Source organism: Frankia sp. R43, from assembly GCF_001306465.1.
Classification (GTDB): Bacteria; Actinomycetota; Actinomycetes; order Frankiales; family Frankiaceae; genus Parafrankia; species Parafrankia irregularis.
In genome coordinates, this window is record NZ_LFCW01000006.1 from 78189 (window position 1) to 103416 (window position 25228).

Annotated in this window: 15 protein-coding genes and 1 pseudogene; 12 read left to right on the forward strand and 4 right to left on the reverse strand. The window is 72.1% G+C overall.

All coding sequences use genetic code 11. From position 1 onward, the window contains the following. Together leuD and ACG83_RS24950 are read left to right on the forward strand one after the other, a co-directional pair. On the forward strand, window positions 1–588 hold the full coding sequence (leuD, locus tag ACG83_RS24945) for a 3-isopropylmalate dehydratase small subunit (protein ID WP_054569126.1): 588 nt from the start codon (window positions 1–3) through the stop codon (window positions 586–588). 17 nt (window positions 589–605) lie between these two features. Further along, window positions 606–1592 (forward strand): LysR family transcriptional regulator, encoded by a 987-nt coding sequence (locus ACG83_RS24950; protein ID WP_054568709.1) that lies wholly within the window; start codon window positions 606–608, stop codon window positions 1590–1592. A gap of 4 nt (window positions 1593–1596) precedes the next feature. Here the strand turns inward: ACG83_RS24950 and ACG83_RS46930 are convergent. Both ACG83_RS46930 and ACG83_RS24960 read right to left on the reverse strand, forming a co-directional pair. After that, a pseudogene (locus ACG83_RS46930) lies at window positions 1597–1983 on the reverse strand (hypothetical protein); the annotation flags it as partial. Window positions 1984–2134: 151 nt separating this feature from the next. Then, on the reverse strand, window positions 2135–4231 hold the full coding sequence (locus ACG83_RS24960) for an FAD/NAD(P)-binding protein (RefSeq protein WP_054568711.1): 2097 nt from the start codon (window positions 4229–4231) through the stop codon (window positions 2135–2137). 254 nt (window positions 4232–4485) lie between these two features. Between ACG83_RS24960 and ACG83_RS24965 the strand changes: the two genes are divergently transcribed. Then, window positions 4486–5136, forward strand: coding sequence for a cysteine hydrolase family protein (locus ACG83_RS24965; RefSeq protein ID WP_158230813.1), 651 nt, complete (start codon window positions 4486–4488; stop codon window positions 5134–5136). A 16-nt stretch (window positions 5137–5152) separates the two neighbouring features. On the opposite strand, the gene ACG83_RS24970 is transcribed toward ACG83_RS24965, so the two are convergent. After that, window positions 5153–6355, reverse strand: a complete 1203-nt coding sequence (locus tag ACG83_RS24970) for a pyridoxal phosphate-dependent aminotransferase (protein WP_054568713.1) — start codon at window positions 6353–6355, stop codon at window positions 5153–5155. A gap of 359 nt (window positions 6356–6714) precedes the next feature. Here ACG83_RS24970 and ACG83_RS24975 point away from each other — a divergent pair, with 359 nt between their 5' ends. Together ACG83_RS24975 and ACG83_RS47630 are read left to right on the forward strand one after the other, a co-directional pair. Next, on the forward strand, window positions 6715–7530 hold the full coding sequence (locus ACG83_RS24975) for a carotenoid biosynthesis protein (RefSeq protein ID WP_235498168.1): 816 nt from the start codon (window positions 6715–6717) through the stop codon (window positions 7528–7530). A gap of 55 nt (window positions 7531–7585) precedes the next feature. After that, the gene (locus ACG83_RS47630; RefSeq protein WP_255354773.1) at window positions 7586–7711 is read left to right on the forward strand and encodes a hypothetical protein; all 126 of its coding nucleotides are present in this window, start codon (window positions 7586–7588) and stop codon (window positions 7709–7711) included. A gap of 103 nt (window positions 7712–7814) precedes the next feature. Here the strand turns inward: ACG83_RS47630 and ACG83_RS24980 are convergent, their stop codons facing one another. Beyond that, window positions 7815–9221, reverse strand: a complete 1407-nt coding sequence (locus ACG83_RS24980; RefSeq protein ID WP_054568715.1) for a DUF234 domain-containing protein — start codon at window positions 9219–9221, stop codon at window positions 7815–7817. 397 nt (window positions 9222–9618) lie between these two features. Between ACG83_RS24980 and ACG83_RS24985 the strand changes: the two genes are divergently transcribed. From ACG83_RS24985 to ACG83_RS25015, 7 genes are all read left to right on the forward strand, one after another. Beyond that, window positions 9619–11550, forward strand: coding sequence for an ATP-binding protein (locus ACG83_RS24985; protein ID WP_054568716.1), 1932 nt, complete (start codon window positions 9619–9621; stop codon window positions 11548–11550). 83 nt (window positions 11551–11633) lie between these two features. Continuing rightward, window positions 11634–12803, forward strand: a complete 1170-nt coding sequence (locus tag ACG83_RS24990; protein ID WP_054568717.1) for an exonuclease SbcCD subunit D — start codon at window positions 11634–11636, stop codon at window positions 12801–12803. Further along, a complete protein-coding gene (locus ACG83_RS47770; protein ID WP_054568718.1) occupies window positions 12803–16369 on the forward strand; it encodes an AAA family ATPase in 3567 nt (1188 codons plus the stop codon). Before ACG83_RS24990 ends, ACG83_RS47770 begins: the two co-directional genes overlap by 1 nt. Next, window positions 16366–17478 (forward strand): hypothetical protein, encoded by a 1113-nt coding sequence (locus tag ACG83_RS25000; protein WP_083473545.1) that lies wholly within the window; start codon window positions 16366–16368, stop codon window positions 17476–17478. The genes ACG83_RS47770 and ACG83_RS25000 overlap by 4 nt, the downstream gene beginning before the upstream one ends. Before the next feature lie 295 nt (window positions 17479–17773). Beyond that, window positions 17774–18856: a hypothetical protein gene (locus tag ACG83_RS25005; protein WP_054568719.1), complete on the forward strand. Its 1083-nt coding sequence runs from the start codon at window positions 17774–17776 to the stop codon at window positions 18854–18856. A 190-nt stretch (window positions 18857–19046) separates the two neighbouring features. Further along, a complete protein-coding gene (locus ACG83_RS47775; protein ID WP_054568720.1) occupies window positions 19047–20933 on the forward strand; it encodes an Ig-like domain-containing protein in 1887 nt (628 codons plus the stop codon). 319 nt (window positions 20934–21252) lie between these two features. Next, window positions 21253–25131, forward strand: coding sequence for a diguanylate cyclase (locus ACG83_RS25015; RefSeq protein ID WP_054568721.1), 3879 nt, complete (start codon window positions 21253–21255; stop codon window positions 25129–25131). The last annotated feature ends 97 nt before the right edge of the window (window positions 25132–25228 follow it).

Sequence of the window (25228 nt, forward strand, 5' to 3'; positions counted from 1 at the left end):
GTGCAGGCGCTCACCGTCCACACCGGCACCGCGATGCCACTGCGCCGGAGTGACGTCGACACCGACCAGATCATCCCGGTGCGTTTCCTCAATCGTTCGTCGCGCACAGGTCATGCGGACTCGCTGTTCGCCGACTGGCGCCAGGACCCGAAGTTCGTGTTCAACCGACCGGAACACCACGGCGCCACCGTTCTGGTCGCCGGCCGGGACTTCGGCACCGGATCCTCGCGGGAATACGCCGTCTGGGCGCTGCAGAACTACGGGTTCCGAGTCGTGCTCGCGCCGCGTTTCGGCGATATCTTCCGCGAGAACGCCCTGCTGAACGGGCTGGTCGCGATTGTGCTGCCCGCCGTCGTGATCGAACAGCTGTGGACCGTCGTGACCGCCGAGCCGGCGACCGCGCTGACCGTCGACCTGCTGCGGCAGCAGGTGGGATGGGCCGGGCATCGGTGCCGTTTCGAGATCGACCCGCGGATGCGGGCCAGGATCCTCGCCGGAACCGACGCGATCGACGACACGATGCTCCACGCCGATCTGATCACCAGCTACGAAGCGGGTCGCCGCCGCCTGCTGCCGACAACCCGCTGAGTCGGCGGGCACCGGCCATGAAGATCTCGCAGTGCTCGGCTCTGGTAGCGGCATCGGACAGCGGCAGCTTCACCATGGCCGCACGCCGTCTCGGCATCAGCCAGTCGGCCGTCAGCCACGCGATCGCGGCCATGGAGGCCGATCTCGGCTGCGCACTGCTCGAACGGGGGCGAGGCGGGGCACGCCTGACCGATGCCGGACGAGCTGTGATCGACCATGCCCGGGCCGTCGTCACCCAGGCCGAGCAGATCCGCCGGGCGGCACGGCTGGCCAGGGACGGAACGGACGGAACCATTCGCTTCGCCACCAGCCAGAGCTTCACCAGCGGCTTCCTGCCCCGGGTGATCGACGTCCTCCGCGTCGAGGCCCCCCGGCTGCGGGTGGAGCTGAGTGAGGGCACCGACCAACAGATCGCCCGCTGGCTTCGTCAGCGCACGGTGGACGTCGGTGTGGTGACGATGCCGAAAACCGACCTGAGCACCGTTCCACTGTGGCGCGACGAGTTCCAGCTGCTCGTGCCGACGTCCCACCAGCTGGCCGCACTCGACGCGGTCGATACCCGCGCGGTGGCCGAGCACCCGCTGTTGCTCCCGGTGGGTGCGGTCGAGCCCTCCGTGCGTGCGGCGTTGCGGCTGGTCGGGCTGGAACCGACGGTCAGCTACCGGATGAACGATCTGAACGGGCTGCTGGCGATGGTCGCCGCCGGTCTCGGCATCGCGATCCTGCCGGCACGGGCCGTGTCGTCGCTGCCCGCCGGGGTGAGCGGGGTGTCGCTCACCCCGGCGGTCTACCGGGAGGTCGCGCTGGGCGTTCCCACCGGCGGGCGTCAGTCGCGGTCGACCCTCACCTTCGTCGACGTCGCCCATCGGGTCGTCAGGCAGCTGGAGCGCCCTCCGTCGTCGCCGTCTCGCCCGCGCCAGCCGGGCGGGTCGGAGCGGCCCGCACCCCCAGGACGGTGCAGCCAGCGTCCGTCATCACCCGATGCACGCTGCCAGGCGCTTTGACGACGATGTCGCCCACGCCGTACCGGCTGCCGTCGTCCTCGATGAGCTCGCCGGCGAGGACGAACATCAGCTCGTGCCCGAGGTGCTCGTGCAGGTCACCGTGCGCGCCGGGGGCGAGGCGGGTGAGGAAGGCGGCTACCCCGGAGGACGGCGGGGACGGCGGGGACGGCGGGGACGCCGCTGACGGGGTCGGCGGGTTCGACGGGGTCGACGGGGGCAAGCCGGTCGACGGGGGCTCGGGGAACAACGCGAAGACCTCAGCACCTTTCCGGTCCGGCTGGAGCCAGGTCTGCCAGTCGAGTCCCGCCAGATTCGCCTCGGACAGCAGGTCCCGGAAGACCACGGTGCCGGGCACGGACTCCGAAACGCGGCTGAGCTCCGATGTGGTCATGAGATCTGGTCGTTCACGAGCTCTGATGTGGTCACGGTGTGATCGCTCCTGTCGTGCTCGATGGGTCGTGACCCGGCCCAACGCCGATGGCCGGGCCGGGCAGTGCGGTGCAGCGCGGTGCGGTGCGGCGCTCAGGCAGGCCAGCTGGCGGTCAACGGAGCGCGACGGCGGGCACGTCCCGCGCCGAACGTCTCTGCGTCGGGGCCTGCACCGTCATACCCGCCAGGGCGTCGCGGGCGATCGCGTCGGCGTCCCGGGTGAACTCGTTCCAGCTGCCGGGGCGGCCGCTGCCGACCAGAGTGAACCAACGCGTGTGCTCGGCGGGGATGCCGAGCACATACAGGCCGCGATCCGGCCGGCCACGGCGGTCGATCGGGTGGTAGGGCGACTGGGTGACGGCGACGCCGCCGGTCCGGAAGGCGTCGGGACCAGCTCCGTTGGTGAACTCGGTCCAGACTCCCCGACGTACCAGGTTGCGGGTGAGGATCGACCGGTCACGGTTGATGTCGGTGGTCGGAGTCCGCGCGTCGATGAGGGTCTCGACGGCCACGATCGAATCGGCCACCGCCGGTGAGGACAGGGTGAAGCAGCCGCGCCACTCGTCCGTGCCGACCTGGAGGTCCGGACCGACCACCCGCAGCAGGCCGGCGTCTCGTAGCGCCTGCGCCTGCCGCAACCGCGACCTCGGTGGGCCGGCTGCGAGCAGCGCGCTGCGCGGCGCGAACCAGGACAGGAATCCGTCGCGGTGCGAGTCCGGGGTGAGGCCACCGAAGTCCACGATCTCCCGGACGACCCAGCGGGTGTCGCGCAGTACGTCCAGCGCGGCCTTGATCGGGTCGGCGTAGTTGCCCCGCTCGGCGCGCTCCAGGTCGCGGCGCAGGTACTCGGTCAGCGCCCGATCGAATTCGTCGGGGTGGTCGAAGGTCGCGCCGACGAACGGCCGGCACAGCCGTTCGAAGTCGAGTGGCGGCATCGGCTCCCGCAGCAGCGGCCGCGCGAGCTCGCTCACCGGCGGCACGGCGGTCGCCGCGATCCGGCCGGCCGCAGCGGTCAGGAACGCCGCCGCCTCGGCGTCCCCCTGCTCACGCAGAGCGGTCTGGTAGTAGACGAGCTCGATCTCGGCGATGATCCAGGGAAGCATGTGACGGGTGAAGTCCAGGGTGCCGAAGTCGTGGCCTCTCGTGACGTTGGCCGTGGTGAAAACGGTCGGTGTGAAGGCGAGTTCGGATGATTTCTGGTTACGCCCTCGAGCCGGCAGCGGCATGCCGCTGCGTGAACCGCCGTACAACCGTGGCTCGCGTCCGCTGGGCAGGTAGACCAGGTGCCCGTCACCGTCCTCGTGGAAGCGGCCACCCCGACCGAGGGTGAACGCCAGCATGAGGTCGTAGAAGGTGAGGCCGAGCCCCATCACCCCGACCGCCGAACCGGCCGGCACGGTATCCAGCGGGAGATCGGCCGGCGAGTCGCCGGGAAAATACCGTAGGTTCGGCCGCGTCGCGGCGAACCTTTCATAGACCCGGTGGCGGCCGGTCTGTTCGAGTTGTGAATGACCGGTGGTAAGGACGACCCGGTCGACCAGCAACGCATTTCCGCCGGAAAGATCGAGCCGATACCCGTCCGTGGTCGGCTCGATGTCCTCCACCATGGCGGGGACGCGGTGCGTCACCACGTTCCCGGGTAGCGCCCGCTCGACGGTCTCCAGCACGAACCGCAGGTAGCGGGCGTGTAGCCGCCGTGGCGCGTATCCGTCCGGCCCGACGTAGTCCTCGGCGTTGTCGCGCCACCACTGCGCGAGCGACGGCCCTGCCCCAGGCCGCGGCGGGCCTTCGTCCGGCGGGCCGGAGAACATCGTCACCTCCCGGCACACGGTGTTCATCAGAAACCACTGCGGCTGGTCGGTGCGCCAGACTCGGCCGCAGCCGACCTCGACGCCGTCGATCAGATAAAGATGGACGCCTCGATCGACCGGCGAGGCGAGCAGCCGGCTCGCCAACCGCTCCAGCACGCTCATCCCGCGGGGACCGCTGCCGACAACCGCTATCCGATAGTCCGGCGCCCGGTCGGTGCTGCCGGGTGCCGTCGGACCAGCGAGGCCGGGCAGGCGCCCACCCTGCGCCCCGGCTGGCCGGGCCCCGCCGTCGGATACGGCGCCGGATACGGCACCGGCGGACCCCTCGAAGACCGTGGTGGAATCGGAATCCAGGTCGGTGGCCTGCCGTCCGCTGTGGCGCCACGCGTCTCGTCCCATATCTTCGCCTCGACTTTCATGTCGTTCCGGCACGACGAGGCTAGTTCGGCCGGGGCCGGCCACACAACAGCATTTCACTCATCTTTCCATCGAGATCCCTCATGGTTGCAAGGCGCGATTTTTCGTCGCCCGACTGCTATCGTCCGATGTCGAATGAATGTGAATACCGGGGTTCACCGACCGTCTCGCCCGGCCTCGCCGGCCGGATAGTCGGCAACGCCGACGACGCCCACGGCACGAAACAGGAGATCCTCATGACGGGTACCGCCGCACTCCTGGTCATGGATATGATCAACGATGTCATTCATCCGGCCGGGCAGTACGCCCACCACGGGTACGCCGCGCAGGTGGAGCAGCGCGGGGTCCTCGACCGGACCGTCGAGGCGATAGAGCGGTTCCGTGCGGCCGAGCTGCCCGTGATCTACGTCGTGGTGGGTTTCTCGGCCGACTACTCAGAATGGCCGGAAAGGTCACCGGTGTTCGCCGAGGCACGGCCGGCGGAAAAACTGCGGCTGGGGACGTGGGCGACCGAGATCCATGACCGGCTGCCGCGAGCCGCTGGCGAACCGGTCATCGTCAAGCACCGAATCAGCCCGTTCTACGGTACCGAGCTGGCGTTGCGGCTTCGTACCTGGGGAGTGGACAAGCTCATGCTCAGTGGCGTGTCGACCGACCTGGTGGTGCTGTCGACCGCCCGCGAGGCTCACGACCGCGACTTCGATGTCGAGGTACTCGCGGACGCGACCGCCAGCCTGAGCCAGGAGCTTCACGAGGCCGCGCTCACCCTGATCGCGCGTACCGCGACCGTCACCACTGTCGACCAGGCGTTCGCCGGACAGCCCGGGCCGGCGCCCAGGAGCCGCCGAAGCAGAGCAGGAAGCCCCGCCCCGTCACCAACACCTTGATCACAGCCCGGCCGGCTCAGTCTCCCAGCCGGCGCAGGCGGGCGGTCGCGTCATGCAGGACGTCCTCCCGCTTGCAGAAGGTGAAACGGACCTGGCTGCGACCCGCGTCGGGGTCGTCGTAGAAGACCGAGTTGGGGATGGCCACGACGCCGCAGCGTTCGGGGAGCGCGCGGCAGAATGCGTAGGCGTCCTTCTCGCCGAAAGGCGTGATGTCGGTGGTGATGAAGTACGTGCCCTGCGGCTGGTAGACCTCGAACCCGGCCGCGCGCAGGCCGTCACCGAGCAGGTCACGCCTACGGCCGAGATCGGCGCGGAAACGGTCGAAATACGAGTCGGGCAGCCGTAGCGCTTCGGCGATCGCGTACTGGAAGGGTCCCGCGCTGACATACGTCAGGTACTGCTTCGCTGTCCGGACGGCGGAGACGAGCGGGCCGTCCGCCGTGACCCAGCCGACCTTCCATCCGGTGAAGGAGAAGGTCTTCCCGGCCGAGCCGATGGTGACCGTGCGGTCCCGCATTCCGGGCAGGGCCGCGATGGGATGGTGCGTGCCCTCATAGACGAGGTGCTCGTACACCTCGTCGGTGACGACGAGCAGGTCATGGTCGACGGCGAGGGCGGCGATGGCGCTCTGTTCGCCGGCGGTGAGCACCATCCCGGTCGGATTGTGCGGGGTGTTGAGGAGAAGGAGACGGGTCCGCGGGGTGATCCTGGCGCGCAGCTCGTCCAGATCCGGGCGGAAGGACGGTGCTCGCAGGGTGAGCGGTACCCGCTTCGCGCCGGCCATCGCGATGCAGGCGGCGTAGGAGTCGTAGAAGGGCTCGAAGGCGATGACCTCGTCGTCCGGCTCCAGCAGCGCCAGCATGGCGGCGGCGATGGCCTCGGTGGCGCCGGCGGTGACCAGGACCTCGGTGTCGGGGTCGAAGCCGAGGCCGTAGAAGCGCCGCTGGTGGTCGGAGATCGCCGCGCGCAGCTCCGGGATGCCCGGGCCCGGCGGGTACTGGTTGCCCTTTCCCTCCCGCAGCGCACGGACGGCGGCCTCGCGGATCTCCTCGGGCCCGTCGGTGTCGGGGAAGCCCTGGCCCAGGTTGATCGCCCCGGTCGCCGTCGCCAGTGCCGACATCTCCGCGAAGATCGTCGTCCCGAGTCCGTCCAGCCGGCGGTTCAGCAGGGGCCTGGCGTTCGGCGGCGGGCTGGGTTTCAGCGGTGGCCTGGCGTTCATGTCTTCACCGTTCTCAGGACGAGGCCCTCGTGCAAGCCCACTCGCTGGGCCTGGCGCACCGCGGGAGTCATCTCCTGCCCGCCGCTGGGTTCGATCGTCTGCCCGGGCTGCGGCGCACGCAGGCGGCGACGCCGCGGACCGCTGCACCTGGAGCAACATCCACCTAAAATCTCTATACCTATAGGTCGCGGGTGTGGATGGGTGGGCGTCGGATGGCTAGCGCGGCTCTACCAGGGCCAACAACCGCAGGTACCGGTCCGGGTGAAACCCTCGGAACCAGTGCCGGCGACGGGTCCGACGTGGGCTCGGGCCCGGCCGGCGACCGGACCGGCGGACGACCCACGGGACGGATCCACGGCATGCTCCTCTGGATCCTGACGTTGATCGCCTCGCTGGCCGCGATCGCGGGAGCCGTGGGGGCCGGTGAGTCACTCGGCGACTCCGCCATGGATCTGCTGCCCGGCGTGGCGTTGTTGTTCAGCCTGGCGCACGGTTCGTATTCGGCCGGCTGGCGGGGCATCGGCGCCTTCTTCGGAATCAGCTACGTCGTCGCGTTCGCGCTGGAAGCGAGCAGCGTGGCCAGCGGGTTCCCGTTCGGCTTCTACGAGCACAACACCGGCGGGCCGCGCCTGCTGGACATTCCGCTGGTCGTCCCGATCGCCTATTTCGGCTACGGCTGGATCGCCTGGGTGCTGGCCGCCGGAATCGTCCGTGCCAACCCGGCCCGGCCGACCGGTGCCGAACGTTTCACGACGCCGCTCGTCGCGGCCGTGGTTCTCGCCGGCTGGGACTTCACCTTCGACGCGGTGTTCGCCACGGTCAACGCCCGGTACGACTACCGCCACCCCGGCGGGTTCTACGGGGTGCCGATCTCGAACTTCCTCGGCTGGCTTCTCACCGGCTGGGTCATCTTCCAGCTCTTCGCCCTCGTCGAATCCAGAGTTTCCCGCGACCGGCCGGCGAGCACCCAGGCAGCCCGAATCCTCCCGAGCGTGGTGTGGGCACTGCCTGTCCTGCCGCTGCTCGGGTTCTACCTCTCACCGCCGCCGGGCGAGATCACCGTGGGCGACCGGACCTTCGTGATCGGCGACATCTACGGCACCGCCTTCGTGACGGGCCTGATGACCCTGGGCTTCGTCGCCGTCCTGGCCCTGGCCAGGACAACGCGCCGCTGACAGCCGAAAAGAGGCCCTCCGGAGTGTGTCCACTGAACCGCCGCGGCGAGGCCACATGACCGCGCAGGCGAGCCGGGCGGCGGTGTTCGCCCGGCTGCACGACACCGGTGTCTTCGTCGTGGCCACGCCTCGGATCCGGGCTCGGCCCGGCTGCTGGGCGCCCCCGCCTACGCCCGGTTGAACAGCCTGCTGCAGAGCTGAGAAACGGGCAGCCCCGAGCACAGGTCAGAAGGTCGGCGCGATGGGCGGCTGGGTGCTGTCCCGGGCACCCGCGGGACGCCGGCCTACCAGGCCTGCAGGAGGCGGGCCGGGTCATAGCTCGGCAGGCCCGGTACCTGGCTGGTCGTCCGGGTGACGGCGATCGGGGGCGCGGCGTCGCCACCGGGAACGCTGACCCGGTCCCGCAACAGATGGTCGAGGTCGGCCTGGCCGAACGGCTCGCTGTCCCGCCACTTGATCGAGCCGACGAAGGTCACCTCGTTCGCCGCTCCGTGCGGCCGCACACCGACCAGATCCACCTCGGGAGTCTGGCTGCGCGGCCACCAGCCGCCCACGGAGTCGGCGCCGCCAAGCACAGGATCATCGATGGCGAGTCGGGTGAGTGCCTGGCGGACCAGCGGCTCGACGGCCCGGCCGCGGTAGGCCGCCCAGCCGCCGGCCACCCTGGCCTGCGCCAGGTCCGGCCGGCCGCGCTGGATGTCGACCACCGCGCTTTCCAGGAAGCGCAGCCAGAACCGGAGGTAGGGATCGGCAACGCGGTAGCGGGATGCTGTCCCGGCCCGAGCCGCCAACGGGCGGTCGACCGCGATCACCTTCTTGACGGCCAACAGGTCCAGCGAGCGGGTGAGTGGTGTCGACGCCACGCCGGCCCGGGACGCGATCGCGGAGAAGGCTCGCTCCCCGGCACCGATGGCCCGCAGCACGCCACTCGCCTGCAGATCACGGGGGAACTCCGCGTCGAGGATCCGCTGCCCGGTGACGAGGAGCTCGGAGTTGTCATCCGAAAGCTGTTCGGTGAGAAAGGCGGAGAGGCCACCGAGTCGTCGCCATTCCAGCAGCAGCCGGGGATAGCCGCCGGTGATGAGCTGGGCGTCGAACGCCTCCGCGGCACGGGTGCCGTCACCGTCGAGCTCGAGCATCCGGGCGGTGTCGCCGACGGAGAACGGTTCCACGACCATTTCCCGCGCCCGCCCGAACAGCGGCCGGTCATGGCCGGTGAGCATCTCCATCACGGCCAGGTCGCTGCCGATGATGACGAACAGGACGGGGCGGGCCTCGAAAAGCCTGTCCCACAGCTTCTGCAGTGTGCCGTCGATTCCCGGGTCACGTTCCAGCAGCCATGGAAACTCGTCGATCACGATAATGGACGGCCCGTCCGCGGGGAGAGCCGCGTGAACGGCACGCAGCGCCTGCTCCCAGCTGGTGAACCCGCCCGCCGTCAGCCCGTCGGCACCGGGCAGCGTGCAGTCCAGACGTGCGTCCTCGACGAACCCGTCGAGATCGCGTTGGAGGGTGGCCTGGCGCGAACCGGTCGCGAACAGCTGCGGAAGACCGGACCGGCGGACGAACTCACCGATCAGCCTGGACTTGCCTGCCTGCCGGCGCCCTCGCACGCTGACCAGCCGGCCCCGGCCGCCGCGCACCGTCTCGAGGTGGGCACCCAGCCGCGCCAGTTCCTCGCCACGCCCCACGAAGTCCTCGCGCACACGGAGAGACTAACACCGATGTTACCGACACCGAAGTTACCGACGCTGATGTTAGTAACGCCGGCGTTGGCGAGGGCCGCGGTGGCCGCGCGGCGACGACTCCTCGAGTCGCGGCTCCGGCCGGGCGCCTCCGCGACTGGCGTTGCCCGCAGGCAGGAGTGGAGGATCGTGGTCGTCCCGACGACCAAAATCCTTCACTCCTCGACCTGCCGCATCGATCTACCGGACCTGGGAGACGCGGGCCCAAGGTCCGGCTGGTTCGCCGGGTGCGGCATACGATCCACCGAATGTAGGCGCTGTGCGCCGCCAGCAGCACCATCGGTCCGGTGGGGCGACTGCCGGCAGCCCACGGTGATCGGGTGTGCGGGGAGGTGGCGTTTCGGTGACGGTGACGGAGGCCGGTGGGCCTGGCGGCGCGGCACCGAACGGCGCCTGGCCGGGCGGGGCCGTACCGGACGCACCCGGCGTTCCGAACGGGGCGGTCTCCGGCCCCGGGCAGCAGGTCAGCGGGGTTGTCGGGCGGGTGATGGGAACCGAGCAGGCCACACCGCTGCTGTTCCACGTCGCGCTGGCCGAGGGGAACTACCTGCAGCTCGACGATGTGGTCGTCACGGTGCGCCAGGTGCCGGGGGTCGGGCCGGTGATGACGGCCGGGGTGGTCACCCAGGTGGAGGCGCGGCACGAGGGCGCGTCGTTCGACTCGGACGTCTTCCTCATCGCCGACGGGGTGCTGCCCGCGCAGGTGCAGGAGATCGCCGAGGTCACCACCACCCGGGTCGAGCCGGAGATCTTCGTGCCGCCGCGGCCCGGTGAGCTGGTCCGGCGGGCGACCGGTGACGAGCGGGCGACGGCGCTGTACTTCGACCAGATGGACCGCCCGATCCCGGTCGGGCTCGGCCGGGACGGCACTCCGATCTACGTCAACCTGGAGTTCCTCAACGGCACCCGCGGCGCGCACGTGTCGATCAGCGGCATTTCCGGGGTCGCGACGAAGACCAGCTTCGCGCTGTTCCTGCTCTACTCCGTGTTCCGCAGCGGCGTGCTCGGCCGGGAGGCGGTGAACGCCAAGGCGCTGATCTTCTCGGTGAAGGGTGAGGACCTGCTGTTCCTGGACCACCCCAACAGCCGCATCGACGAGAACGTCCGGGCCGTCTACGCGCAGCTGGGGCTGCCGGCCGAGCCGTTCGCCTCCGCCGGTTTCTTCGCCCCACCGCTGCCCGGTGACACCGGTGGCCGGCCGCATGTCACCGCCCGGACGTCCGGTGTGCAGGCGTTCTGGTGGACGCTGCGCGAGTTCTGCGCCGACGAGCTGCTGCCGTACGTGTTCGCCGACGCGGAGGACGACCGCAACCAGTACACGATCGTCGTGCACCAGGTGACGAACCGGCTGCGGCTCGACGCGCGGCCCTTCGGCGCGGACGGTGCGATCACGGTCGAGGGCCGGACCCTGCGGACGTACGACGACCTCGTCGACTTCGTCATCGACCGGGTCAACGACGACGCCACCCGCGCGGTGTGGGCGGGGCCGGCGACGGGCACCGGCACGGTCAACGCGTTCGTCCGCCGGCTGCGCTCGTCGCTGCGGGCGCTGCGCGGGCTGATCAGGGCCGATCTGCCCGACAGCCCCGGCCGCCGGGTGAGCACCACCGGCCAGCAGGTCACGGTCGTGGACCTGCACAACCTGCCGGAGCGGGCGCAACGGTTCGTGGTCGGAGTGGTTCTCGCCGACGAGACCCGGCGCAAGGAGGAGGCCGGGCCGGGCGGGCTGCTGTTCACCATGCTCGACGAGCTGAACAAGTACGCCCCGCGCGAGGGCGCCAGCCCGATCAAGGACGTCCTGCTCGACATCGCCGAGCGCGGCCGGTCGCTGGGCATCATCCTGATCGGGGCGCAGCAGACCGCGAGCGAGGTGGAGCGGCGCATCATCGCCAACAGCTCCATCAAGATCGTCGGCCGGCTGGACACGGCCGAGGCCGGCCGGCCCGAGTACGGCTTCCTGCCACCGGCGCAGCGCTCCCGGGCGACCCTGGCCAAGCCGGGCACGATGTTCGTCTCGCAGCCCGAGATCCCCGTCCCGCTCGCGGTCTCGTTCCCGTTCCCCGCCTGGGCGACCCGACCGTCGGAGACCGACGGCACCGGGCCGGCAGCGCCGGCCACGACGAGCGGCCCGGGAGGGACGCACGGCGGAGGGACGCACGGCGCGGCGGGAGCGAACGGTTCCGCGGAACCGGGCGGCTCCGCCGGGCCGGGCACGCCGGCCCGCCCGGACCCGTGGAACCTGCTGCCCGACCCCGACGACCCCCTGCCGTTCTGACCTGCCGTTCTGACCTGCCTTTCTGACCCGCTGCCGATCTGACCCGCCCGGCCACGCCCGCCCCGCCGAGAAGGACCGCTGCCATGAGGTTCCTGCACACATCCGACTGGCATATCGGGAAGTCGCTCAAGGGCCGCAGCCGGCTCGACGACCATGAGGCGGTCCTGCGCGAGATCGTCGGGATCGCCCGCGCCCACGAGGTCGACGCCGTGCTGGTCGCCGGCGACGTCTACGAGTCGGCCGCGCCGTCGGCCGAGGCACAGAAACTCGCGATCCAGGCGCTGCTCGGGCTGCGTGGCACCGGAGCCGAGGTGATCGTCATCGCTGGGAACCACGACCATGCCAGGTCCTTCGAGGCGTACCGCCCGCTGATGGCGGCGGCGGGGATCACCTTCGTCGGCACCCCGCGCCGGGCGGACAAGGGCGGGGTGATCTCCTTTGTGGCCCGCGGCAGCGGCGAGCCGGTACGGGTGGCGGTGCTGCCGTTCCTGTCCCAGCGGTACGCCGTCCGGGCCGTCGAGCTGGTGACGCAGACCCCGGCCGAGCAGACGGGCCGCTACGACCAGGCGGTGCGGGACCTGCTCGCCAGCCTCGCCGCGGGCTTCGCCGACGACGCCGTCAACGTGGTGCTCGCGCACCTCACCGTCGTCGGCGGGAGGTTCGGGGGCGGCGAACGGCTCGCGCAGTCGATCTTCGACTACTTCGTGCCGGCGACCGCGTTCCCCGCCGACGCGCACTATGTGGCCCTCGGGCACCTGCACCGCCGGCAGACGCTGCCGGCGCCCTGCCCCGTCGAGTACTGCGGCTCACCGCTCGCCCTCGACTTCGGCGAGGAGGAGAACACCCCCGTGGTGCGGGTCGTCGAGGCGGCACCGGGGATCCCCGCCCGCGGGATCGACGTCCCGATCGCGGCCGGGCGCCGGCTGCGAACGGTGCGCGGCACGGTCGCGGAGCTCGGCGACCAGGCCGTCGAGTACGGCGACGCGCTGCTGCGGGTGCTGGTGCGCGAGCCGGCCCGGGCCGGGCTGCGGGACGAGGTGCAGGAGCTGCTGCCGAACGCGCTCGAGGTCCGCATCGACCCGGAGTTCGCGCGGCCGGTGGACGGGGACCGGCCCAGCCGCCCGTCCAACGGCGGGCAGCGCGGGCCGGCCGAGCTGTTCGGTGAGTACCTCAGCGCCCAGGGCGTCGCGGACGAGCGGGTCGAGGCGCTGTTCGCCGCCCTGCACGACGAGATCGTCGGAGGGCAGGGCTGATGCGTCCCGTACTGCTGGAGATCGCCGGGTTCGGTTCGTTCCGCGACCCGGCGACGGTGGATTTCACCGAGGTCGACTACTTCGCGCTGGTCGGGCCGACCGGGTCGGGGAAGTCCACGGTCATCGACGCGATGACGTTCGCGCTGTACGGCTCGGTGCCACGGTGGAACGACCGCCGGCTGGTGTCACTGGCCCTCGCCCCGACGGCGGTACGCGGCACCGTCCGGCTGGTCTTCGACGCCGCCGGTGCCCGGTATGTGGTGGCCCGGGAGCTGCGCAGGTCCGCCAGCGGCTCCGTCTCCGTCCGCGGCGCGCGGCTGGAGAAGCTGCTCGACCCGGGCGGGCTCGGCGCGGCCGGCGAGGCGACCGAGGTCGTCGCGGCCGACTCCGAGGTGACCGGGGCCGTCGAGGCCCTGCTCGGGCTCGGCTTCGAGCACTTCTGCTCCTGCGTGGTGCTCCCGCAGGGCGACTTCGCCGAGTTCCTGCACGCCAAGCCCGCCGACCGGCAGCGGATCCTGACCAGGCTGCTCGGTCTCGGCGTCTACGACGAGGTCCGGACGGCGGCCGCCGTCCGCGCCGGTGACCGCCGGCAGCGGGCCGCGGTGCTCGACGAGCAGCTCGCCGGCTACCAGGACGCCACCGAGGACGCCGAGCTCGCCGCCGGCAGCCGGGTGGACGCGCTGACCGCCCTGACCGGCGAGGTGGACCGGGCCCGAGCCGAGCTCGCCACCCACGCGAACGTCGCCGCGGACGCCACCGCCGAGCTGGGCCGGGTCGAACGTGAGCGCGACCTGCTCGCCGCGATCCGGGCGCCGGGGGACGTCGTCGAGCTGACGGCCCGGCTGGCGCGGGCCGTCGCAGCGGCCGGCGACGCGACCCAAGCCCGGCAGGAGGCCGAGCGGACCGACACCGCCGCCCGCGCCGCGGTCGCCGCCGCGCCCGACCGCGTTCCCCTGGAGCAGGCCCGCCGCCACCACGACGGCCTGGCGACCGCCCTCACCGATCTCCCTCGGGCCCGGGCCGCGCACGTCGCCGCGCGGGACGAGCTGACCCGGGTGGCGCAGGCCGTTGCCGGCGCCCGAAGCGCCCGTGAGGCCGCCGCCGCGGCGCGGGACGCCGCGGAACGGACCTCCCAGGCACTGGCTGACGAGGTCGCCCGGCTGCGAGCCGAACGTGAGCTGCTCGCCGCCGTGCGCACCCCGGCGGGCGTGGTCGAGCTGGCCGGGAAGCTGCGTGCCGCCCGGCACGACGCCGACCGCGCCGCCGAGCGCCGCCACGACGCCGAACGGGCCGACGACGACGCCCGCACCGCGCTCGCCGCCACCCCCGACCGCACCATGCTGCAACGCGCCCGCGCCGACCACGACGATCTCGCCCGCCAGCTCGTCGCCCGCGCCGAAGCCGAATCCGTCCACACCGCGGCCCGTGCCGACCGGGACACCGCGGTCGCCGCCGTCGAGATCGCTCGACAGCTCCGCGACGAGGCCGCGCGGGCGCTGGAACACGCGCGAACCGCTGATCTGGCGGGTGCGCTGCGCTCGCACCTCGTCGCGGGCGAACCGTGCCCGGTGTGCGAGCAGACCGTCGTCACCCTGCCCACGGCCGGCAGCCGGCAGCCGGCCGGCCCCCAGGCCACGGGCGACGGCCAGCCCGCAGGCGACGGCCAGCCGGGGGCGCCCGCGGCCCTCGCGATGGCGCAGGCGGCGCTGGATGACGCCACCGCGGCCCTCGACCTCGCGAACGAGCGCGCGACCGAGGCCGACCGCACCGAGCTCGCCGCCGGCCTGCAGGCACACCAGCTGGGCGCACGCGTCAACGACCTGCGGGCTGCCCTCGCCGACGCCCCGGACTCCGCCGGCGTCGACGCGGGACTCACCGAGATCGCCCACCGCGAGCAGGAGGTAGCCCGGACCGGGCAGGAGCTTGCCGCGGCGCGCCGCGCGGCGGACCAGGCCGGTCAGGTGGTGACCCAGCTCGCCGCGGCGGAGACACAGGCTCGCGCCGCACTGACATCCGCCCGCGACCCGCTGGTCGTGCTCGGCGCTCCGGTCCTCACCGACGAGCCCGCGGATACCGGACCCGGACCCGGGCCCGGTATCGGTGCCGGTGGCAACGGCGATGGCGGGGGCGATGGCGATGGCGGGGGCGGGAGCGGATCGGACCTGGCCGGAAGCTGGGCGCGGCTGGTCGCCTGGGCCGAGGACCAGGCAACCGGGCGGGAAGCGCGGCTGACCGCCGCCGCCGTCGAGGAGACCGCGGCCCGCGCCGCCCGCGACGACGCCCGGCGCGCATACGACCACGCCGACGCGGCCGCCGGGCAGGCGGAAGCCGACCAGCTCGCGGCGGTCGGTGCCGAGCGTGACGCGGCGGTCGGCCTGGCATCCACCGAACGCCAGGTCGCCGAGCTGCGTGCGACGCTCGCCGGTGCCCCTCCCGCCGACGAGGTGACGGCAGCGCTCGCCGAGCTCGACCAGCTCGACCGGGCGGTCACGGAAGCGGACCAGGGCCTGCGCGCCGCCCGGGCGGACGCCGATGCCGCCGAGGCCGGCCTGCGCGCCGCGCAGCGGGCCCGCGGCGACGCCCAGACCGTGCTCGCCCGCGCCAGGGACACCGTCGTCGCGCTCGGCGCGCCCACGGTCGACGGCCAGGATCTGCTCGCCGGCTGGACGACGCTCACCAGCTGGACGGCAGCCGAGTCGTCGGCGCGCGAGCGCGAGCTGCCCGGCCTGCGCGCACAGGTCAGCCAGGCCGAGCAGGCCGGGCAGGCAGTGACGCGAGCGCTGACCGAGGTCCTCGTCGCGCACGGCATCCCGCTGCCGAGGCAGGACAGCCCGCCGCCGCAGCCGCAGCGGCAGCCACGCGGCGGGATCGTCTCCGACGCCGTGCCACGGCCCAGGCCAGGCGGGCGGTCCGTCGGAGATGCCGCGGCCCAGGCGACGTCGTCCGCGTTGGAACAGGCGAAAGCCGAGCTTCGTCGGGTCACCGAGCGACGTGCCAAGGCCGCCGCGCTGCGTGCCGACCTGGCCCGCGCGCGGGAGGAGGAGCAGGTCGCACACCAGCTCGATCTTCTGCTGCGCTCGAACCGGTTCCAGCGATGGCTGGTCGCCGCGGCGCTGGACACATTGGTCTCCGACGCGTCGGTCACCCTCGCCGAGCTGTCCGGCGGCCAGTTCGAGCTGACCCACGAACAGGGCGAGTTCCTCGTCGTCGACCACGCCGACGCCGACTCGCGCCGCCTGGTACGGACCCTGTCGGGTGGGGAGACGTTCCAGGCGAGCCTCGCGCTCGCCCTGGCCCTGTCGGCGCAGCTGACGACGATGGCGGCGGCCGGCGCCGCCCGGCTCGACTCGATCTTCCTCGACGAGGGCTTCGGCACCCTCGACGACTCCACCCTGGACGTCGTCGCGACCGCGCTGGAGAACCTCGCCAGCGGCGGGACCAGCGCCGGCCGCGGCCGGATGGTCGGCATCGTCACCCACGTCGGCGCTCTCGCCGAACGGGTGCCGGTACGCTTCGCCGTCACCCGTGACCAGCGCACCTCCACCATCCGGAGGGAGTCCACGTGAGCGATGACAGCCACCGGCGGACCACCGCCGCAACGACCGCGTCCGCGGTGCCGGCCCCGCGGGCCGGCGTGGGCGGGATGCGGTTCAGTGTCGACGCCTGGGACCCGAGCTACGGCACCTCCGTCGCCGACGACGGCCTGAAGGAGTCGAAGACGCCGGCCAACGCCGGCGTGGAGGTGCCGGTGCCCGCCTGGCGACCGGTCCCCACCCCGGCGGCCCGTGGTCTCGCTGTGACGCCGCCGTCCGCGGTGCTGTTCGTCGACGGTGTGCGCCGTGTCGAGGCCCGGGCCTGGATCCACGAGACCGAGCCGGCCGGCGCCCCCGCGGCCGGCGCCCCCGCGGCCAACATCGCCGCACCGGCCATCTGCGCCTCCTACGCGGGCGGTGTCGTCTGCTGCTGCGGCGCCGGTGCCCACCTGCTGGCCGCGCATGTGCGCCGCGGCCTATTCACGTCGGCTCGCCAGGCCGGTGACGTCAGGACCGCCGAGGGCACCTACCACCTGCATCAGACGGACGGCACCGGCCCGGACGACCTGAACCTCGCCCTCCAGCGGGAACTGCGCGGACTGGAGATGACCACCGCCCTGGGCGCCCACCGCGACCTGCGGGCCCACCACCCGTTCCCGGCCACCGAAGCCCACGGGGCCGACCGAGCTTTCACGGACGCGCTGCTGGTCGTCGACGGCCCCCTGCATGCCGGCGCACTCCCCCGCACGCTGGGCTTCGTCAAGACCCATCACTCGTCCTACCTGGAAGGCCCGCCGCTGGCCGTCGTCGGGCGGCTGGGACCGGGGGAACGCACCCCGGTGTTCACGGTGGGGCGCAGCTGGGATCGCCCGAGCTGGTACCTGCGCCTGCCCTGCCGCCCCGGCGCGCCCTGGGCGGGCATCGTGCGGGTCGAGTGCGGCTCCGGCACGTCCGTCGAACATGCCGTCGAGCTCGCGGACCTGAGCCAGGCCACGCTGCCCCGGTTCGCGTCCCAGGAGTTCAAGGACGCCCGCGCCCCGCAGAACCTCTACCCCATCGCCGGCCTGGAACGAACGCTACGCCGCCGCCTCGGCGACGCCCAGCTGCTGTACCGCTCCCTGCGCCGCGGCGCCACCGCCTGACCGACCCCGCAACATCACCGAGAGTGATCTCGCGAGGCTGCTGACGTCCGCCAGCGGCATCGTGCGACCGAGGCCACCTGCCCGGAGCAGCGGTTCGTCGTGTCAGCTCCTACAGGTGAGTCGTAGCAATCTGCCACAAGTTCCGTAGGTGCGGTCTATAGTCATCAATTGCTCCGCATCAGCGGATGTAGTGCAGCGTCGCACATCCTGCGTTTCACACAGACGTCATTCGCCGGTGGGGACGGGCACGGTCGCTCGCTCGTGCACCGAAGCGAAGGTCACGAGGGGGAAACCGATGACAAGGCTCTTTGGCATGCCCGCACGCAGGGTCAGCTGCACGCTGGCCCTCGGTGTGGCACTGGCCGTGGCGTTTCCCGGTGCGGCACATGCCAACACCGTCGGCGTCACCGTGAAGACACCAGGGGCGACCAGCGGCCCCGGGACCCCCTTCACCGAGATCTCCACCCATGCGGACTGTGCAAGCGGCCTGGCCTTCGGCGGCGGTATCAACCAGGCCATCGGCACCGGCACGGTGTCGAACGGCAACCACGTCAACGGCACCTCGCCGAGCCCCGACGGCAGCACCGAGTACACCGGCACGACCGGCGTCGTCGGGACCGACATCGCTTACTGGCTCGGTATCGGCGGGGCGGGTGGCGCGGCCGACGCCGCGTTCTCCAGCACGCCCTACGCGATGTGCGTGACCAGCAACCTGATCAATCACACCCAGGTGGTCATGAACAAGGTCGCCGGCCCGGCGAGCGCGTCGACGGTGGGCCTGGTGACAGCGGTCTGCCCGACGAACACGGTCCTGCTCGGGGGAGGCGCGCGTACCACACCGGCGAGCATCGGCAGCCTCAAGCCGATCGCCAGCTTCCCGACCTTCAACGACTCCACCCACAGCTATGGCCAGATCGCGGCAGGCAACGGAGAGACCAACCCGAACGCCTGGTCGGCGGTCGGGTGGAACGGCGGCGGCGGCAACAGCGGCAACACGACCTACGCCTACGCGATCTGCAGCGGTAACTCGATCAACGTCAGCGGCGTCACCGTGACCGTCCGGTACACCGAGGTGAGCGGTCCGACGTCCGCGACCTCCGGGCAGACCGCCACCGTCGGCTGCGGCGGCCAGGACGGCAAGCTGATCAGCGGTGGCGCCGCCGTCAGCGGCGGCAGCGTCACGACCACAGCCTTCACCGGGCCCGGCTCGCAGGGGACGCACCTCAACGGCAGCTACCCGAGCAACTCCGGCGGGACGGCCGTCGCCGACGGCACCACCACCGCGTCCTACTGGACGGCCTACAGCCACACCGGCGGCACGAGCTCGCCGAACACCTATACCGAGGCCTGGGCGCTGTGCGCCGACGACGGCGTCTGACCTCTGCTACGACCCCCTGACCCGGTGTGGGCCTTTTCCATCGTCGACTCGGGCCTTCGGCCGTTCCCGGCCGTGGGTCATGCGATGGAAAAGGCCCACTGTTAGTCCCTTTGTTATCTGCGGTTATCACGGGCCCGGGCGACAGCGCCCGGGCCCGAAAAGGCGGTGCACTTCCTTGAAGCGTGGTCCATTGAGCCTTTTCCATCTCGCGGTGGTCGGGCCGAGGTCACAGGCCCGAACCGACGATGGAAAAGGCTCACTCGTTCGCAGACGCCGAATCACCGGGACGGCCGGTGCTCTGGTCGGTGTCGTCGCGGCGGCCGCGGCGGTTCCACTCGTATTTCCCCTTACCGCCGCCTCGGCGGCCGAGACCGGCGGCGGCCTTGCCGCCTGCGGCACGGCGGGTGCTCTCACGGCGGCGCCGGCGCCGTCCTGCGTCTACACCACCGCCGGCACCGACACGTTCACCGTTCCCGACGGCGTCACCAGCGTGACCATCGACCTGTACGGCGCCGAGGGCGGAAGCGCGGCCGGGTATGTCACCCCGAACCCGGTGAACGCCGGGGCTCCGGGCGGCCTCGGTGGGCAGACCCGGGCGACCGTGGCCGTGAGCCCGGGGCAGGTTCTGCAGATCACGGTCGGCGCGGCTGGTGTGCCCGGATCGTCCCGGCGTGGCGAGTTCGCCCGCGACGGCGGGATCGGGCACGGAAGGGGCGGTGGCGGCGCCCACGGCGGTGGCGGGGCCGGCGGCGGCGGCTCGGATGTGCGTGTCGGTGCCTTCGGCCCGAACGACCGCATCATGGTGGCCGGCGGCGGGGGTGGCGCCGGCAACGGCGGCCCCCTGCTGCACGGCGGTGACGGCGGCGGCCTGGCCGGCGCTGACGGCGGCGAGGGCGGCGGCCCCGCCGGCTCCGGGCTGGCCGGCAAAGGCGCCACCCAGACCGCGCACGGCGCCGGTAGCCCGAACACCGTCATCGGCGGCCCGGGCATCGCGGGCGGCGACCTCGACCCGGTCACCAGTCAGGTCAACCCGGGCAGCGGCGGCCCCGGCGGAAACGGCGGCGGGGGAGGCAACGGCGGTGGTGGCGGCGGTGGCGGCTACCGCGGCGGCGGTGGCGGCTCCGGCGGCGGCAACCCGGGCAACTACTACGGCGCGGGCGGCGGCGGTGGCAGCGGCTATGCCGCGCCGACGCTGACGGACGTCTCCCTCGTGTCCGGTGTCAACCACGGAGGCGGGCACGCCACCGTCTCGTTCCGCTATGGGTCGTCGGTCTCACTCGGCGCCAGCACGTCCACGCCGCTGTTCGGGCAGGCCGTGGACCTGACCGCCACCGTGGCGCCGACACCGGCGGACGCCGGCACTCCCACCGGAACCGTCACCTTCCTGGACGGGGACGTCGCTCTCGCGACGGCGACGCTGGTCGACGGGACCGCCGGCGTCAGCCTGCGCGGGCTGCAGCCCGGCACGCACCCGATCACCGTCAACTACAGCGGCGACGAGGCCCACTCGGGGAGTGTCACCTCGGCTCCGACGGCTGTCACCGTCGGATTCAGCCAGCCGTGCGTCACCACGACGCGCAACGGCCCGCTGACGGTCGCGGCCGGCCAGGCCCTGTGCTTCGGCCCCGGCGGCCGGCAGAACGGGCCGGTGACCGTGAAGGCCGGCGGCGCGCTGGCCCTCTCCGGCGCCACTCTCGCCGGGCCGGTGACCGCGGACGGCGCGGTCGCCGTCTCCATCTGCCAGACGACGATCAGCGGCCCGGTGACGATCAGGAACAGCAGTGGCTTCGTGCTCGTCGGCGCCGACCCGGGCGACGCCGTCGCCTGCGCCGGTAACACCGTCAGCGGGCCGCTGACCCTGACCGGGAACTCCGGCGGCCTGGAGGCCTCGGGCAACACCGTCGGCGGCCCGGCGAAGATCACCGACAACAGCGGCAGCGGCCCGCTGCCGGGCGACATCGTGCCCGGATTCAGCTACAACCAGATCTCCGGCCCGCTCAGCTGCAGCGGCAACGAACCGACGTTGCAGCAGGTCGGGAACACCGCCGGCGGCCCGCGCTCCGGCCAGTGCAGGTAACGCGAGTGAACGCAGGACGTCGCTGATCGGGCGACATCCCTGAATGGACGGCGCCGCCCGACCGGCGGCGCCGTCCGACCCATCCCGCTGTGTGAAGGCGACCGTGGGCGACTTCGGCCCGACATTCGTCGTCAGCACCCGGTGTAAGCCCGGACAGGCGGCATTTCACACCAGAGGCACCTTCACACCAGAGGCACCTCCTGGAGCAGCGGGTTCGACGCTGGTGCATCCTGTCGGCCGAATCCGGGAAGGCTCCCAGGGTGGCGCGCGCTCCGGGACACCGCGGGCGGGGGTTCCCGCGCCGGCGACGCGGACCCACATGACCGGCCGCGGACCGTCGGCTGGCAGGGTCCGCCCACTGGGCCCGCGCACCCAGGGCCGACACGTCCGGCTGCTGCTGCTGGGCGTGCTGTGCCTTCTCGCCGGGCAGGGCATCGCCATGGTCGTGCTGGGTCGGGTCCGGCTGGCGGCCGAGGAGGCCGAGCGGCTGGCCGACCGGGAGCGCCTGGTCGGCCAGTTCGCGAACATGTCCAACCTTCTCGAGAATCCGCAGCTGCTCGCGGACCAGGTGGCCGTCACTCCGTTCGCGCATGACGACCCGGCGCTCAACAGGCAGCTCCTGCGACTGTTCACGAACTCGCCGGCGTTGGTCCCGAACCAGGCCGTCGCGCTGTACACACCGGACGGATCGGTCATCACCAGCCTCGACCCGGCGCAGCCGTCACCGACCGTCACCGACCTGGGGGATGCCTGGGACTCGGCGCTGGCAGGCAGAGCAGCCGCGTCGAACCTGTTCGACCTGGCCGGCAGGAAGCTGGTCGCCACGGCGGCGCCGGTCGGTGGGGCGCGGCCATGGGCGGTCCTGGTGACGGCGAACGACAACTCCCAGTTCCAGGCCTTCGCCCAGACCGTCGCCGACGAGGGCACCTACAAGATCGACCGCGTCGGAGTCGTGGTGAACGCCTGGGATCCGGATCTGATCGGGACGCGGGTAACAGCCCCGGCCGACCTGGCCAGGATCGCGGCGGACACCACCAGCGAGTGGACGACAGGTCACGGCGACGACCGGGTCGTCCATTTCGCGCACCTGGTCCCCAGCACGGGCTACCACCTCCTGTTGGAGCGCCGCGAGGCCGACCTCTACGCCGACCTGCGTGAACATCAGCGAGAACGTCACATCACCCTCGCCACGGTGTACGCCGCCTGCCTGATATCTCTGGCGCTCTTCGGGGTGCTCTGGACCCATGCGGCGCGACGCCGCCGGGCGCGCACCGACGCGCTGCTGTCCGGCACGCTCGATCTCGTCCTGGTCGCCGAGCCCGACAGCCACCGGCTGACCTTCGTCGGCGCGGCCGGCCGCCACCTGCTCGGCCGCACTCCGCAGGCCGATCTCGGCCAGCCGTTGACGGACCTCGTCCACCCCGAGGACGTGCCACGCGTCCGGGCTCTGATCGACAACCCGCGGTTGCCGCCGGAGCTTGATGTCAGGCTCCTGCGCGACGCGCGGGGTTCCCCCGCGATCGGCCCCACCGGATGGCTCTGCTTCGACGTCGAGGCCGCCGATCTGCGCGACGATCCCGCCGTGGGCGGAGTCCTGGTCACCTGCCATGAGATCGGGACTCGCAAGGATCTCCAGGACCGTCTCACCGACCAGGCGCATACCGACGGCCTGACCGGTGTGGCCAACCGGACCGCGGTGATGGCCGCGGTCGACAGCGCTCTGGCCGCGACAGTCGCCACCAACGCCTCCGTCTTCCTGCTGTTCGTCGACCTCGACGGGTTCAAAGCGGTCAATGACACCCACGGTCACCAGGTGGGTGACGACGTTCTGCGGGTCGTCGCCCACCGGCTCGTCGACGCCGTGCGCACCAGGAGTGACCGTGCCGGCAACTCGCCACGTGAAGACGTCGTCGGACGTCTTGGCGGGGACGAGTTCGTCGTCCTCCTCCAGGGCGTCGGCCGGGCCGAGGCCATCCGCGTGGCCGCTCGCGTCGTCGACCTTCTCGCGCGCCCGATCACAGTCGATGATCGGCGGCTGGGCGTCGGCGTCAGCGCAAGCGTCGGCGTCGGCGCGGTCGTTCCGGACGGTTCGACCCGCGTCGGCGTCAGCCCCGACCAGCTGGTGCGGCAGGCTGACCACGCCATGTACCGGGCCAAACGCGGCGGCGGCAGTCGCTGGGTGATCGAGGAGTGCGCCGCCCCCGCCCGTCCGGGCCGACCGCAGTCGGCTCCGATCTCGCTCAGTGAGGTAGAGCCAGCTCCCCGAGCGGTCCCGCCCGGCGAGGAGGGCACCGCCGCGAACCTCCCCAGCGGCGGGGTCGCCGCCGGAGAGGTTCGCCCGGCCGGCGCCGCGCGGCCGCGGCAGAGAGAGCACCAGCCGGCTGCGAAGGCCGGTCGCGGGCACTGCGGCCTCGCCTGGCGACTGCAGACCTGGGGGCCGTTGGCCCTCGCCGCGGTCCTGCTGACCGTGATGGTGGGAACCGCCCTCAGTCTGGACCGGGCGGCCGAACGCCGAGCCATGCAGGCGCGGCTCGGCGAGCTCGCCGAGGTGGCGGAGGGCTCCGCACGCTACAACGACGCGTCGGGCGCCACGAAGAACCTGATCGCCGCCATCTCCGCCGTGCCGTGGACGCTCACCCCGTCCGCCACCAACGAGGTCGTGCTGAACCAGTTCGCCGCGCCGTCCGACGGCATGGCGGTGGCGCTGATGAGCGGAGACGGCCAGGTCATCGACGCAGCGCCCACCGGCGCGCCCAACCCGGTACGGGCCGCCGACCCGGCGTTCGCCACCGCGCTGAGTGGCCGCGTCGGCAACCTGCCGGTGCAGTCGGTCGACGGGGCCTACTGGAACTACTCGCTGTTCCCGGTGCTCAGGAACGGCGTGTCGATCGCGGTGGTCTCCATGGGTATGCGGGCCGACATCTCACCGCAGCAACTGGGGTACGAGGCGGTGGGGTCGGTAGGCCTCGGCTCGACGGGCGGGCTGTCCGAACTGGACGTCAACGGCGTGGCCAGGTACTCCTGGGACCGCGGGCTCATCGGCCACCGCCTCGCCGACCCCGCGGTCCTGGCCACACTGCCCGCTTCCGGCGCGGTACGTCTGCCGAGGGCGGCGACGACCGAACAGGATTCCACCGCGTTCGCCGTCCGTGATCCCGCCCTGGCCGACGGGGGGTACGTCATGCTGGAACTTCCGACCTCGGCCGTGCGGTCCGGGCTGCGCCCCGACCAGTCGTGGCAGAACGCGCTGCTCATCTGCTCGGTGGCGGCGACCGTGTTCGGGCTGGCGCTCGCGACCCGGCTGTTCGCCCAGGCGGAACGCCGGGAGAACGACAGGCTGTCCGCTCTGCTGCACAACGTCCACGACATCGTGCTCGTCACCGACCGCCAGGCCAACGTCACCTTCGTCAGCTCCGCGGTGACCCGTCTGCTCGGCTACGACGCCGATGCCGTCCGGGGGCAGCAGTGGGGCATGGTGCATCCCGACGACATCGGCCAGCTTCGACGCGCGCTCGCCCCGGCGGACGACACCGGCCGCAGCCCGCCCACTGACGTCACGACAGTGCGCGATCTCCGGCTTCGGGGGGCTGACGGGGTGTACCGCTGGTTCGACCTCCGTGCTTCCGACCAGTTCGCCCACCCCGATATCGGCGGACGGCTGACAACCATTCACGACGTGACCGCACGCAGAAGCATGCAGGATCAGCTGCTGCGCCAGGCGCGCTACGACCCGCTGACGAGCCTGCCCAACCGGACCGCGCTCCTGGACGCACTCCGGCCCGGTGCGGGCACCACCGCGATCGTGTTCGTCGATCTGGACCGCTTCAAACAGATCAATGACGCTTTCGGCCACGAGGCCGGGGATGTCGTCCTGAGCACCGTGGCCCGCCGGCTCGTCCACGCCTGCCGGCCCGGCGACACGGCCTACCGGCTCGGCGGTGACGAGTTCGTCGTGGTTCTCGGTGCGGCCGACCAGGAGCAGGCCACCGCCGTGGCACGTCGCCTCCGGCAGGTCCTGGCCGACCCGGTGCACCACGGTGACGATCTCATCGGCCTGAGCGCAACTGTCGGAGTCGCCCTCACCCACGCCGGCGGCACTGATCCCAGTGACCTCCTGAGAACGGCCGACAGCGCGATGTACCGGGCGAAGCACACGGCCCGCGGAACCGTCGGCATCGCGATCCTCCCGTTGCTTTGACGATCGGCCGACGGTGGTGCCGTGCCCGTCAGGGATTTCCGGGCACGGCACCACCGATCAGTTGGAGCAGCCGGCGGTCGGCAGGGAGGCCGGTGCG

Excerpts from the sequence above, each read along its gene's own strand:
- ACG83_RS24950 (WP_054568709.1), top strand. The coding sequence starts at position 606 with ATGAAGATCTCGCAGTGCTCGGCTCTGGTAGCGGCATCGGACAGCGGC.
- ACG83_RS24960 (WP_054568711.1), bottom strand. The coding sequence starts at position 4,231 with ATGGGACGAGACGCGTGGCGCCACAGCGGACGGCAGGCCACCGACCTG.
- ACG83_RS24965 (WP_158230813.1), top strand. The coding sequence starts at position 4,486 with ATGACGGGTACCGCCGCACTCCTGGTCATGGATATGATCAACGATGTC.
- ACG83_RS24970 (WP_054568713.1), bottom strand. The coding sequence starts at position 6,355 with ATGAACGCCAGGCCACCGCTGAAACCCAGCCCGCCGCCGAACGCCAGG.
- ACG83_RS24975 (WP_235498168.1), top strand. The coding sequence starts at position 6,715 with ATGCTCCTCTGGATCCTGACGTTGATCGCCTCGCTGGCCGCGATCGCG.
- ACG83_RS47630 (WP_255354773.1), top strand. The coding sequence starts at position 7,586 with ATGACCGCGCAGGCGAGCCGGGCGGCGGTGTTCGCCCGGCTGCACGAC.
- ACG83_RS24990 (WP_054568717.1), top strand. The coding sequence starts at position 11,634 with ATGAGGTTCCTGCACACATCCGACTGGCATATCGGGAAGTCGCTCAAG.
- ACG83_RS47770 (WP_054568718.1), top strand. The coding sequence starts at position 12,803 with ATGCGTCCCGTACTGCTGGAGATCGCCGGGTTCGGTTCGTTCCGCGAC.
- ACG83_RS25005 (WP_054568719.1), top strand. The coding sequence starts at position 17,774 with ATGACAAGGCTCTTTGGCATGCCCGCACGCAGGGTCAGCTGCACGCTG.
- ACG83_RS25015 (WP_054568721.1), top strand. The coding sequence starts at position 21,253 with ATGACCGGCCGCGGACCGTCGGCTGGCAGGGTCCGCCCACTGGGCCCG.